The sequence below is a fragment of the Aliiglaciecola lipolytica E3 genome (genome assembly GCF_000314975.1).
Classification (GTDB): Bacteria; Pseudomonadota; Gammaproteobacteria; order Enterobacterales; family Alteromonadaceae; genus Aliiglaciecola; species Aliiglaciecola lipolytica.
The window spans coordinates 383,094-396,514 of the sequence record NZ_BAEN01000076.1 but is presented as its reverse complement, the minus strand read 5'-3'; the positions used below and the strand labels follow the sequence as shown (position 1 = coordinate 396,514).

General features: G+C 42.3%; 8 protein-coding genes. 4 read left to right on the top strand and 4 right to left on the bottom strand.

Going from position 1 to position 13,421, the window contains the following annotated elements:
- Positions 1-80: 80 nt before the first annotated feature.
- From GLIP_RS20305 to GLIP_RS20290, 4 genes are all read right to left on the bottom strand, one after another.
- Positions 81-1,511: an aldehyde dehydrogenase family protein gene (locus GLIP_RS20305; protein ID WP_008846600.1), complete on the bottom strand. Its 1,431-nt coding sequence runs from the start codon at positions 1,509-1,511 to the stop codon at positions 81-83.
- A 9-nt stretch (positions 1,512-1,520) separates the two neighbouring features.
- Positions 1,521-3,161, bottom strand: coding sequence for an acetolactate synthase large subunit (locus tag GLIP_RS20300; RefSeq protein WP_008846599.1), 1,641 nt, complete (start codon positions 3,159-3,161; stop codon positions 1,521-1,523).
- A 352-nt stretch (positions 3,162-3,513) separates the two neighbouring features.
- On the bottom strand, positions 3,514-4,641 hold the full coding sequence (locus tag GLIP_RS20295; protein WP_161602063.1) for a helix-turn-helix domain-containing protein: 1,128 nt from the start codon (positions 4,639-4,641) through the stop codon (positions 3,514-3,516).
- A 16-nt stretch (positions 4,642-4,657) separates the two neighbouring features.
- On the bottom strand, positions 4,658-6,157 hold the full coding sequence (locus GLIP_RS20290; RefSeq protein WP_008846597.1) for a CYTH domain-containing protein: 1,500 nt from the start codon (positions 6,155-6,157) through the stop codon (positions 4,658-4,660).
- A gap of 157 nt (positions 6,158-6,314) precedes the next feature.
- Between GLIP_RS20290 and GLIP_RS20285 the strand changes: the two genes are divergently transcribed.
- The 4 genes from GLIP_RS20285 (at position 6,315) to GLIP_RS20270 (ending at position 13,333) form a co-directional block, all read left to right on the top strand.
- Positions 6,315-6,920 (top strand): TIGR04211 family SH3 domain-containing protein, encoded by a 606-nt coding sequence (locus GLIP_RS20285; protein WP_008846596.1) that lies wholly within the window; start codon positions 6,315-6,317, stop codon positions 6,918-6,920.
- A 256-nt stretch (positions 6,921-7,176) separates the two neighbouring features.
- The gene (gene putA, locus GLIP_RS20280) at positions 7,177-10,977 is read left to right on the top strand and encodes a bifunctional proline dehydrogenase/L-glutamate gamma-semialdehyde dehydrogenase PutA (protein WP_008846594.1); all 3,801 of its coding nucleotides are present in this window, start codon (positions 7,177-7,179) and stop codon (positions 10,975-10,977) included.
- Between the two features lie 104 nt (positions 10,978-11,081).
- A complete protein-coding gene (locus GLIP_RS20275) occupies positions 11,082-11,585 on the top strand; it encodes a TIGR03546 family protein (protein WP_008846593.1) in 504 nt (167 codons plus the stop codon).
- 2 nt (positions 11,586-11,587) lie between these two features.
- Entirely contained in the window at positions 11,588-13,333 is a 1,746-nt protein-coding gene (locus tag GLIP_RS20270; protein WP_008846592.1) for a TIGR03545 family protein, read from the top strand.
- Positions 13,334-13,421: the final 88 nt, after the last annotated feature.

Genomic DNA, 13,421 nt, shown 5'->3' with positions numbered 1-13,421 from the left:
TTTTATCGTTTAACGCTACTTCTAAAATCAACAAAAAAGGACCGCGAGGTCCTTTTTTAATTACACTAGAATATTTTTAGTTACTGTGGCGTTCTCAAAACCATCAAACGTAGTTCGGTCATGTCTTCAATGGCAAAACGAATACCTTCACGTCCCAAACCAGACTCTTTTACGCCACCGTACGGCATATTATCCACACGCCAACTGGGTACGTCGCCAATCACAACCCCACCAACATCTAACACATCCCACGCTTTATGAGCTTTATAAATGTCGCGTGTAAATACACCAGCTTGCAATCCAAATTGGCTATTATTGATCTCTTCAAGTGCTTCATCAAAATCACTAAAAGGGGCGATTGTGGATACTGGACCAAAGGCTTCGTCAGCATTGATGCTGGCGTCGTTGGGCACATTTTCCAGCACAGTAGCCTGCAACATAGCACCATCTCGCTTACCACCGCATAACACACTAGCACCTTTAGACTTGGCTTCTTGAATCCATCCATCTAAACGACTGGCTTCAGATTCAGAGATCATAGGGCCGATAAAAGTATCTTCACTTAACGGATCACCGTGTACTAAATTTGCTACTTTGTCCACATAGCGCTTTTTAAAGTCGGCATAGATAGAATCATGCACTAAAACACGCTGTACACTTATGCAACTTTGACCCGACTGGTAATAAGCACCAAAGACGATACGTTCGATTGCATCATCTAAATCAGTGTCATGATCAACAATACAACCAGCGTTTCCACCAAGCTCTAAGATTACTGGTTTTTTACCCGCACGCGCTTTTAGATCCCAACCCACATCAGGTGAACCGGTGAAACTTAATAATTTAAAGCGATCATCTGTGGTGAATAAATCTGCGCCGTCACGACTACATGGCAAGATTGAAAACGCCCCTTCCGGTAAGTCAGTTTCAGCTAAAATTTCACCAATAATTAAAGCACCAAGCGGTGTTCTGCTTGCCGGTTTAAGTACAAATGCGCAACCCACAGCTATCGCTGGAGCGACTTTATGAGCCGCTAAATTAAGGGGGAAGTTAAAGGGCGAAATAAACGAGCAAGGCCCAATCGGCACCTTTTTATACATTCCCTGATAACCCTTTGCACGAGGTGTGATTTCTAAGTTCATCACTTCGCCGGTAATTCGCACAGATTCTTCGGCTGCAATGCGAAAGGTGTCGATCAAACGGGTCACTTCGCCACGCGCATCTTTTATCGGCTTACCCGCTTCAATACATAGCGCATATGCCAATTCTTCAAAGCGCTCTTCAAAACGCTTTACGCAGTGATTTAATATACTTTGCCGTTCATAAGGCTTCATAGCTGTCAGCGCCGGCTGACTTTTTTCGGCTGCTTCAATAGCTTTGTCGATGACATCTGCTTTAGCCATTGCCACTGTGGTTGCCGCTTCACCGGTATACTTATTCGTCACAACTAGATCTTGATTAGCATACACAGCTTTATTCGCTAGGAAATAGGGATACGCTTTTTGTAACATGTTTAGCTCCTATAATTTCTGGCTAAGTTCGCGAATGGTTTTATTTAAGGTTTGGTCATTCAATGAATAATCAACCGGGACATCAATCAGGTGAACTGCCGGTTCTGACAAACATGCCTGAACGCGTGGCAATAACTCTTCTGAGGCACTAATGCGCCAACCTTTCGCACCATAACTCTCTGCATATTTAACAAAATCAGGGTTACCGTAATCCAAGCCAAAATTATCGAACTCCATGTGTGCCTGCTTCCATTTAATCATGCCATAAGCATCATCACGAAGAATGATAACCACAATATGCAGTTTGAGACGCACAGCAGTTTCCATTTCTTGACTGTTCATCATAAATCCACCATCACCACAGACGGTAATAACGGCTTTTTCAGGATAAACAATTTTCGCTGCCATAGCCGAAGGCAAACCAGCTCCCATGGTGGCCAAGGCATTATCGAGTAACAATGTATTAGGGAAATACGCAGGATAATTTCTGGCAAACCAAATTTTATATACGCCGTTATCTAAGGTAACAATACCGTCTTTTGGCATTGCTTTACGGATATCACGAACAAATCGCTCAGGTAAGATTGGGAATCTATCGTCATCTTCCGAAGTCTTACGATGCGCGATATAGGCGTCATGAACATCGCTGTAAAAGTCGAGTTTCCAATGATTCGATGGCGTTATATTTTGTTTAATTTGCCAAATACTATTAGCGATATCACCTACCACCTCCAATTGCGGGAAATACACTGGGTCAACTGCCGCTGACGCGAAGTTAATGTGAATGACCTTTTTACCATTGTTACTCATAAAGAACGGTGGTTTTTCCACCACGTCGTGACCTACATTGATAATCAAATCTGCACGCGAGATAACTCTATGGACAAAGTCACCATCAGATAAAGCGGTATTGCCCATAAACAATTCGCCGCTTTCATCGAGCACGCCTTTACCCATTTGTGTCGTGATGTAAGGAATGCCTGTTTTCTCCACAAACTCTTTCAACATTTTTGCGGTGAGTTTACGGTTTGCGGCAGCACCGATGAGTAACACAGGTGATTTTGCTGCTTCAATCATCTGCACAGCGCCAGCAATGGATTTATCTTCTGCAATTGGACGTCTTACCGCGCTAGGTTGCAACAATTTGGCTGTTGTCGTCTCTGCAGCAATATCTTCTGGTAATTCAATATGCACCGCACCCGGACGTTCTTCATGGGCTAAACGAAATGCTTCTCTGACCACCGATGGAATGCGATCGCCGCTCACAACTTGCGCAGTATATTTAGTCAAAGGACGCATCATATCAACCGCATCAATTACCTGAAATCGGCCTTGTTTACTGGTTTTGATTGGCTTTTGTCCAGTGATCATGAGCATTGGCATTGCGCCTAGCTGAGCATAGGCGGCCGGGGTTACCAGATTGGTCGCACCTGGACCAAGTGTGGACAAACACACGCCGACTTTTCCAGTCAATCGACCATAGGTTGCCGCCATAAAACCAGCACCTTGTTCATGTCGAGTTAGAATAAGTTTGATCGGCGACTTACGTAGCGATTCTAATAAATCTAGATTTTCTTCTCCGGGGATACCAAATACGTACTCAACCCCTTCGGCTTCTAATGCTTGTACAAATAAATCTGATGCTTTCATATATTTCCCACTAAATATTGGCAAGAGCTACCTGCATAAACCTTTAAAGATAGCCGATAATATTAATCTCGCGAATCATCGGACATCTTTTGACTACTACGTTTTGACAGCTAAGGATAATCGAGACAATGTTGAAAGAGCGCGTAATAGGAGACTCGAAAATACCCATTTTGACTATGCAGTTTTGCTCTAGATATTTTGTTTGTGTTGTCTATCTGTGCTTGACGCTGCAAAAACTCAATCCAGTGTACACACAGAACTTCTTGATTCTAAATGTTTAAATGTGATTACTTTAATCGTTTTATTATATCAATAACGATCGGCAAGCATTCACAGTGGCAGCAATCTCATATCATTGTTTGGGTGGAGTTACCGGTATAGGGTCGGTTTTTTTAGCTTTGCGCTTGCTCCCCATTGCACCAATATATTTTACGAAGACATTACTTAAGTATTTTTCAGAATTGAATCCAAGCCGCTTGGCCACACTTGTCACTTTTTGGTCCGTGCGCATCAAAACTTTCTTAGCGTATTCCAATCGGTAATGGTAAACAAACGCACGAAAATTTCGTTTAAGAACAAATCGTGTTGCCATAGCTAGTGCCGCAGGTTCAACCTGAGCTGCATCTGCTATTTGTTTAATTCGTAGCCCTTTGCGTTTGTAGGCCTTATGTTGAATGATCGCTTTTTCCGCAAGCTTTAAAGTAGAACGCAGCTTCTCCTCGGTATAAGCACCTTTACTCATCTGTGATTCTAAAAATGGGGTAGGAGAATACTTTCTTTTTTGCAGCAGTAATAAGATTAGATATAAGAAACCTAACGCGTTGATCATATTAACTAAAGTTTGCCACTGGGTTAGCGGTAGTAGATCAAAACTAATTAGGGTGACAACACAAATCGTTAAGAATGCGCAAAACATCAACACGTAACAACCATTGCTCGTGATTTTCATTTCGAAAATGTCGATATCGACTACCTGATCAGACAAATAATAATGATATGTAGCAAGGTATTCAGCAGCATGAACTGCAAAACTCAGCGTCACAAAGGCACTGAATAAGTAAGTCGCAAAGTAAGGCCAATTGACTAATAAATCCCCTACCGGCGGCGAGCTAAGCATGTCGACTCTCACGTCCGGTGCTAACAGAAGAAGGGGAAATTGGCCTGCCACCAGAAGTAGTGTCGGAATAAAAAATAAAGCATTGTTTTTTGCGACAAAAGCCGTGGTTATTTTGCGAATACTGAGCAATAAGCATGCTGCAATCAAGGCGGAAACAAACTGCGAAGAACCAATCAGAAAATGAAGCGGTTCTTGATATCCAGATAATTTTAGCCATTCATCTAATAGCATTAATGGCCAAAAAATGATGGCGGTTAACAATAAACTGGCATGTGGGAATTGTTCATAGCGAACCCACATAAGTATAAGCCCCACAAACCAGCCTACCAGCATAGTGCTAATAGCGATTTGATAAAGACTCATGTCTCCCATTACTCTTTCACCAAAATTTTTCTGCCGACAATGCAACGCCTTTACTTAACTTTATAACGGACAAAAGACTGTTTTTCTTAAGCTCGCTCCATTGCAAAAGTTCAGATTTATCTTCCACATCAGAATCCTGCAGCTTAGTTTGTAGTACATTTAGCTTGCGCAACTCTTGTATCCCTTCTAACACGTCCTGCCAAGGTGCAATAAATGCTTTGCGACGTTGATTGTCGACACAACTTCCCAATAACAAGTCACTGTTTAATGCACTGTGCAATTCGTTGTAATGGGTTAAATAAGCTTCAAGGCTATCCACCTCAGGCGTAATACGTGAAAATACGTTTTGCCATTTTTGTTCCAAAAACTCAGTGGCATGCTTACGCAAAGAGGTGGTATAAGCATCCGATTCTTGTCGCCAAGGACGAGTTACCAACAATCGAGACAAGCCTAATTGTAATAATGCATTGTCCTGATGTGTAATGAGTAGATGTGGACGTGACAAATTCAATGTGCCGTCTTGTAGTCCACGCAGATAGCTCACCAACGCATCATGTTGTGCCAGCTTTTTGCTATACATGCCACGCTTAGAGCGTAAGGCCTTAATACTTTTTAATTGTTCGATCCAAGCCCACTTATTCATACGCATATTTAATGCGACTTTTAGACGTTCTATCGCTTGGCAATTCAATGCTTGAGCGTAGGTATTGATACAATCTCGAGTGAGTCTCAAGCCCACATAAACATCAACTAAATCGGCCACTTTTTTGGTTTGCATATAGCGATATTCGGCTTTCTGCCAAAACGACAATGCATAACCTAACCCTTTAATAAATCCCGTTTCGCAATCTTCATGTTCTGATAATGCTACTTCACCTATGAGTTGTGGCTCAGGCGCAAGAGCATTGCGAGCTAAGGTAAATCCCCTGCCTGCTTTACTTAGGTTACACAGTTGACTCGGAGCTAGCGTGACCACTTTCTCGGCAATATCAAATAACAGGGCAACATCACCACTTTTTAGTTCCAATTCCAATTCACAGATATCTGCACTGTTGTCACCAGCGCTGACTACCCCTTGATCAAACACCAACTCCACGTCAGTGCCATCAGAAAGTCGCAACAAATAAGCTTTGCGTTTAAAGTCCGTGTGGAAAATTTGAATAATGTTTTCTTGTAAATCAGCAACTGAAACGTCTTTCGGCCAAATGTCTGCATCAAATAACTCTAACGCGGGCTCTAAGGAATCTATGGAAACATTGTATTCTGGACGCTGATGCAAGCCACCTACACTTTTACCCGCGGTTTTAACGGTTTGCTCTATTCCACGTTCACTGCTGCGCACTCGTAAGCCAATGCTATTGGCGCTTAATAACCATTCAGGTGTATCAAAATATTGGTTAAACAGTGTAAATTCAGACGTTTCTATATTTGCAGAAAACTGCCCAATAGCGGCTAATAGGTCTGATTCGTCGATACCATCTGGTAACAACAACTTTAATTCAATTTCTTTTTCCATTAAAACATGTGCCCAATGAGAGGATAAATATGCGGGTTATCAATAGCCTAAACAATACTCCGATGATCAAACCAAGGCAATCAATCAAAGCATGACTTGCCTTTGCGAATACAAGGCCATACCATTTATGTAAATTACTATTCGACATTGAAGATTTATGGCCAAGCTTTCAACACTATTTTTATTTTTTCTAACGTTGGCATTTAGCAACGTATATGCACAACAAGAGCCGAACGATGGCTCAGGCGACATTCGCTATATTACTGACGACCTATCGGCATTTATGCATGCAGGTCCAGGCAGAAACTATCGCATTCTTGGCTCTGTTAATGCTGGCACTCGAATTAGCGTTTTACAAGTGAACGAAGAAAAAGGGTTTATTGAATTGATTGACGATCAGCAGCGCACAGGCTGGGTAGAGTCTCAATATATTAGTTCGCAACAAAGTATTCGTGAATTGCTACCAGAACTACAGCAAAAAGTGCAACAATCAAGTGCTCAATTAGCCGAATTGACTCAATCTAACGATTTGTTAAATCAGCAGCTTTCTGATTTGACCAATCGTAATGCCGTGTTGGCAGAGGAGCTAGAAAATCAGCGAACTGAAAAGCAAAGTCTTCAACGTGAATTAGACATGTTGGATCAAAGCGCGCAAATGAAATGGTTTACCCGAGGCGGAATTATTGCTCTGGTAAGCATTTTACTGGGGGTAATTATTGCTTATTTACCCAAAAAGCGGAAACGCAGCGATCAGTGGATGTAGTCCACATCACTTTGACAATGAATGTTAACGTCAACAAATTCGCTAACAGGTATCAACATCGTTTTCATAATCCATTTATGCATTTCTTCCATGAAGTGCATAAATGATCTTAACGGGTCGCATTGGCGTATAGAATTGCTTACAGGTGTACCCCGTTAAACCCCCATAAACAGTCTATCACGCACCTGATTTGATTGTGTTTATACCCTTTCAAAATATACACTCACCCGACTAAATCTTTTTACGGAGGTTCACTATGCTTTTTGACGGTAATTTGGTTACCAATTGTCCCATTCGACAGAAAATTAGAGATTTTTATCGGATTGACGAGAATCTGGCTGTAGATCATATATTGCCTGACGCAGAAGTCTCAGTTAGCGCGCGAAGTCGCGCCTGGGAGAGAGCCAGAAAAATGGTATTGCGAATTCGCCGTGAACAAGAAGGACATGGTGGCGTAGATGCGTTGCTAAACGAGTATTCGTTGTCCACTGCTGAAGGTGTGGTGTTAATGTGTTTGGCCGAAGCGCTGCTCAGGGTTCCAGATAAAAAGTCTCAAGATGCATTGATTCGAGACAAACTTTCAAAAGGAGTTTGGAGTTCACATTTAGGTACTAGCGATTCAATTTTTGTTAACGCCTCATCGTGGGGATTGCTGCTTACCGGCAATATGGTGTCTTACACTGACCACCGTAAACGCAACAGTATTGGATTATTGAAAAAAACCCTTGGCAAAATGGGTGAACCGGTCATTCGTAAGGCTATGAATATCGCCATGAAAGTCATGGGTAAACAGTTTGTCATGGGCGAAAACATAGAAGATGCGCTCAAACGAGCGGCCGAAAAAGAACAACAAGGTTATGTTTATTCATATGACATGTTGGGCGAAGGTGCACGCACCGCCAAAGATGCAAAAGAATATTACGATGCGTACGAAGGTGCCATTCATGCCATCGGTAAAGCGGCGCAAAGCAAAGGACCCAAACGCAGTCCCGGAATTTCGGTAAAATTATCCGCGATTCACCCACGATACGAATTCACTAACCGCGAAGAAGTATTAGAAACCATCCCCAGATTGTTAAAACAACTCTGTTTGTTGTGTAAACAATACGATATCGGTTTGACGGTCGATGCAGAAGAAGCTGATCGTTTGGATATCTCGTTAGATATTATTGAAAAAGTGTTTACCGATCCGGAATTAGATAATTGGAGCGGTTTCGGACTAGCCGTGCAAGCTTACCAGAAACGTTCATTGTATGTGATTGACTGGCTTAGAGACCTTACTCTTAGAACCGACCGCACTATGATGGTGAGGTTAGTAAAAGGAGCATATTGGGACACCGAAATCAAAAATGCGCAACAAGACGGTCTAGAGCATTTTCCTGTTTTTACACGTAAGTCTTCTACAGATGTGTCATATCATGCCTGTGCGAATCGCTTATTGGCGTACAAAGACACTATTTATCCGCAGTTTGCTACCCATAACGCCTACACCGCATCGGTTATTTTGGAATTGGCTGGCGACGATAAAGAAGGTTTCGAATTTCAGTGTCTACACGGAATGGGCGATAGTTTGTACGATCAAATTGTGACCGAAGAGAAAGTACAGTGTCGTGTATATGCCCCCGTAGGAGAACATGAGGATTTACTTGCCTATTTAGTTCGTAGGTTACTGGAAAACGGTGCAAACTCATCATTTGTTAACGCGATTGTGGATGATACTAAGCCTGTTGAAGACTTGCTTGAAGATCCAGTTGAAAAAACCCAACGTTTAAAGTCCAAGTATAATCAACAAATACTCAAACCAATCGAGCTGTATGGTGGTGAACGAGCTAATTCTAGAGGATTAGACCTTACCGATGTCAATCATATCTCGCCCCTTAAGCTAGCCTTAGATCGTTGGCAACTTGAACATTGCGTAGAGCAGCCTGCGGAAAATGAAAGCATTCATGTGGTGCGTAACCCTGCCAATCAAGACGAAGCGATTGGACATGTCATTTTTGACTCTCCGGAACAGATTACACATAAATTAGAATTGGCCGAGAAGGCATTCCATAAATGGTCTGCTACCTCTATTGAATCAAGAGCAGATGTTCTGCGACGTACAGCTGATGCGCTAGAGCGCCACTCTGATGAACTTATTGCCTTGTGTTTAAAAGAAGCAGGAAAAATCACCCAAGATGCCATTGACGAAATTCGCGAAGCTGTGGATTTTTGTCGTTATTATGCCGCCCGCGCTGAAGAGCTTGCTGAAGATAACCGCCTGAGTCCGCGTGGTGTAGTACTGTGTATTAGTCCTTGGAACTTCCCATTAGCGATATTCCTAGGTCAGGTTGTTGCCGCATTAGTAACTGGCAATGCGGTTTTGGCAAAACCTGCAGAACAAACTAGCCTGATTGCGATACGCGCAGTCGAGCTAATGGAAAACGTAGGATTACCTAAAGGTACTTTGCAGACAGTCGTCAACAAAGGCCCGGTAATCGGAGAAACCTTATTACCTGACCCTCGCATTAAAGCCGTGATATTTACCGGTTCTACCCAAACAGGAAGCTTAATCGCCAAAGAACTTGCGAACAGAGGGACCGAACAAGTGCCTCTGATAGCTGAAACGGGCGGTCAAAACTGTATGATCGTCGACTCTACTGCACTTCCAGAGCAGGTAGTCGATGATATTATTGCTTCAGGATTCCAAAGTGCCGGGCAGCGATGCTCAGCGTTACGAGTTTTGTATTTACAAGAAGATATTGCCGATACCATCATCCAAATGTTAATTGGTGCGATGCAAGAATTACGTATTGGTGATCCTGCAATGTTATCTACCGATATAGGTCCTGTTATTGATGAGAAGGCATTGAAGAGTTTGCAGCAACATGTTGCAGACATGCAAGACAAAGCGACCTTGTTGTATGACGCTCCGCTGCCAGATGATTGTAAAAACGGATTCTACTTCACTCCTAAATTGTACGAAATTGACAACATTGACGTATTAACCAGAGAAGTATTCGGTCCTTGCGTACATATTGTCCGCTTTAAAGAAAAGCACACCGATGATGTGATTCGACAGATTAACAGCACAGGTTTTGGTTTAACCATGGGTATCCACTCGCGGATAGACGAAAAAGCAATCGAGTTGGGTAGATTGTCCCGTGCAGGTAATGTGTATATCAACCGTAATATGATTGGTGCAATTGTCGGTGTTCAACCGTTTGGCGGAAGAGGCCTATCAGGAACAGGGCCTAAAGCAGGTGGCCCGAATTATCTGCCCAGATTAATGATTGAAAAAGCGACTCCGCTTAAAATCGAAATCAACAATGATTTACAAATTCATCAGGTAGTAGAATCACCGGAATCTGATGAAAGTGGCGCATTAGAAATTATGGAACGAGCGGCACAAGTGGAAGCGGAGTGGCGCTCAACCAGTTTGACCTCACGTATTTCATGGGTACGACAGCTACTAGCAAAACTTGCGCGCATCGATATCATTGATGATTTAGCAGAAGATTTAGATCAAACCCTCGCGGTTTCCAGAGCGCAATTAATTAAAATCGAAAAAATGCTTAAATCACCGATTCAACTCCCTGGCCCTACAGGTGAGTCGAATACTCTATATCTGGAACCTAGAGGTGTGCTTCTGTGTTACGCCGATGAGCAGGTTACCTTTGAGTATTGGACGCTGTCGATTGTAACTGCATTGGCTACCGGTAACGTGGTTATCGCCGTCGTGTCTGATTTGTTTTACGATGAAGCTAAAGAATTTGCGAATAAATGGCGCTCGATCGGTGCTCCAGATTCAGTTCTTCAGGTTGCCAAACTCTCGCACCTGCAAGTGTTGCTGAATACACCTCAATTGGCCGGTGTTGTGGTTGACAGTCAAAGTCAAAGTAAAGCGTATTTAGCGCAAAAATTGGCTGAAAGAGAAGGCGCAATTTTACCAGTGATAACCGCTGAGTATTCCGACAATCTAATCCAACGATTATTAACCGAAAAAACCATCAGTATTGATACTACAGCGTCTGGCGGAAACACTAAGTTGATGACGTTGGAGGAGTCTGATGAATAGAGGGATTTTCTAAAAACACAAAAAACAATGAACCCCAGCCTGTGAGCTTTGTCTCACAGGTTTACTCCTAATTTTAACAGTAGTTGCTTGCAAGGATTCAATGCATGTATGTTTTCGCGAAGTTACTTAAAGCCTTACATTCTGATGCTGGCCCATGGTCGCTCGCATTTGGCATTATGTTGGGAATGATATTTGGGTTAACCCCATTGATTAAATTACACAACCTGATCATCTTATTTCTTGTTTTATTTTGTCGGGTTAACTTATCAACTTTTCTGGTTTCATGGGGAGTATTCTCAGTCTTAGCCTACCTGTTAGATCCCTTGATGATGAACTTAGGCGAAGTGATTCTTACCAGTGAAAGCCTACAAGGTATTTGGACGAGTTTTTACAACACAGGCTTTGGTAGATTGAGCCAATTCTACAATACCTTAACTATGGGTAGCTTAGCACTAAGTCTAGCCTTGTCACCGCTAGTGCTGATTGCAAGTCGCATATTAGTGGTGAAATATCGATTGCATGTTATGGCTTGGATGGACGAATGGAGAGTGTTGCAGGTCATCAAGAGTAGCCGTGTTTACCAAATGTATCAGAGCTTTGGGGGCTAAATATGAATAAAATTATTCGCTGGCCCGGTTTGCTGGGCTTTTTCGGAATTGTAGGCTTAATTGGCACAGTTTTTTTCTTGTTTTTAGATACATGGATAAAACTGGCGGCCACAAATGGCTTAGAGTTAGTTACAGGTGCAGAAGTAAATATTGAATCAGTATCACACAGCTTCTCGCCGTTTGGCGTGACCTTTGAAAAAGTACAGCTAACGGATCCCAATAACCCTAGCCATAACCAGGTACAAGCAGACAAACTAACCGCACAAATTGCGCTAGCTCCACTATTATTAGACAAAATAATTATTGACGATTTAACTATGTCTGGGGTTGCCTTTAGTCAGCCAAGAGAGTCTACAGGTCGTGTATTTAGAGGTCCTGAAGCAACCGAAAAGCGCAATAAGATTTTTGACCCGGAGCGCATTCCCAGTGTGGATGAAATTCTAGCTCGCTCTCCTCTAAAAACCACTAAAGCAATGGAAGAAGTGCAGGCTTCTTACGATTTTCATAACGAAAACGTAAAAACTAAATATGCGCAACTTCCCAGCCAAGAAAAGCTAAAAGAATACAAAGCTAAATTAGAGACGTTGACCCAAACCGACTACAAAGATCCACTGAAGCTTGCTGAAGCTAAAAAGCAATTTGATACACTGCGCGAAGAGCTAAAGCAAGACAAACAAAAAATCGAAGACTTTACTCAAGCTGCAAAAGAAGCCCAAAAAGATTTAGGTCCAAAGTTAGCTGAATTACGACTTGCACCAGAGCAAGATTACGCACAATTGCAAAGTTTAATTGCCGGTGATCAAGCGGCCATTCAAGATGTCACACGCATGATCCTCGGAGATAAAGCCGCTGTGTGGAGCAATTATTTACTGAGTGCGTATAAAATCGCTGTGCCTTTAATGGGCAACTCAGAGAGTGAACAAGAAAAGCAGCGCGCGGAAGGAAAATGGATAGCCTTTTCTGACGACGCTGAATTACCTGACATCTGGATTAAAAAAGCCGATATTTCACTGCAATGGCAGCAAGAAGTGATTGCATCTAAATGGCTAAACATTACTCATCAGCATGATCGAATAGGTAAAGCAACCACGTTTAATATTGACTCTTCCGCTAGCGCACTGTGGCAATCACTCAAAGTTGACGGTGATTTTCGATTGTCAGATGTGGGGTTAGCAGCGAACCAACAATGGGATTTAAAAGGAATTAAACTGCAACAAATTTCGTTAATGGAAGAACAAAAGCTCACCACAAAAGTTGAACAAGCCCTGATGGGAAGCCGTGGTAGTCTCGGCGTTAACAATGGCATAATGAAAGGGTCTGGCAATATTGATTTTAAGCAGTTGAGCATGTCCGCAACTGGTACAAATAATGTCACCAAAGTCATTGCCGAAACCCTGACGAGTTTGAACAGTCTCAATATTAAAACAGATATTGCTGGTAGTTTTGACCAACCGAATGTGTCTTTTAGTTCAGATTTAGACAATCAACTAGGTAAAACGCTTCTAACAAATTTAAGTGGGGATCAAACCTCCAAGTTGGGTGAATTACGTGCAAAACTTGACGCAAAAGCGCAAAACGCTTTAGGTGATAAAAACACCCAAATGACCCAATGGTTAGATTGGCAAAATATCGCTCAGGGCGATTTGGGAAGTGTCGAAAACATGCTTAGCGCGCAATTTAACAATGCACTTGAAAAAGAAAAAGATAAGCTGAAAGACAAACTCAAAGATAAATTATTTGGCAACTAGAGCAAAGGAAGGGAATGACTAGGGTTAATACTGGCTTTGAGAAAGGAATCTCGGCATAATATTGACCATTACAGGGTGAAAAAATCGG

Coding starts and splice junctions, on each gene's coding strand:
- GLIP_RS20305 (WP_008846600.1), bottom strand. CDS start 1,511: ATGTTACAAAAAGCGTATCCCTATTTCCTAGCGAATAAAGCTGTGTAT.
- GLIP_RS20300 (WP_008846599.1), bottom strand. CDS start 3,161: ATGAAAGCATCAGATTTATTTGTACAAGCATTAGAAGCCGAAGGGGTT.
- GLIP_RS20295 (WP_161602063.1), bottom strand. CDS start 4,641: ATGAGTCTTTATCAAATCGCTATTAGCACTATGCTGGTAGGCTGGTTT.
- GLIP_RS20290 (WP_008846597.1), bottom strand. CDS start 6,157: ATGGAAAAAGAAATTGAATTAAAGTTGTTGTTACCAGATGGTATCGAC.
- GLIP_RS20285 (WP_008846596.1), top strand. CDS start 6,315: ATGGCCAAGCTTTCAACACTATTTTTATTTTTTCTAACGTTGGCATTT.
- putA (WP_008846594.1), top strand. CDS start 7,177: ATGCTTTTTGACGGTAATTTGGTTACCAATTGTCCCATTCGACAGAAA.
- GLIP_RS20275 (WP_008846593.1), top strand. CDS start 11,082: ATGTATGTTTTCGCGAAGTTACTTAAAGCCTTACATTCTGATGCTGGC.
- GLIP_RS20270 (WP_008846592.1), top strand. CDS start 11,588: ATGAATAAAATTATTCGCTGGCCCGGTTTGCTGGGCTTTTTCGGAATT.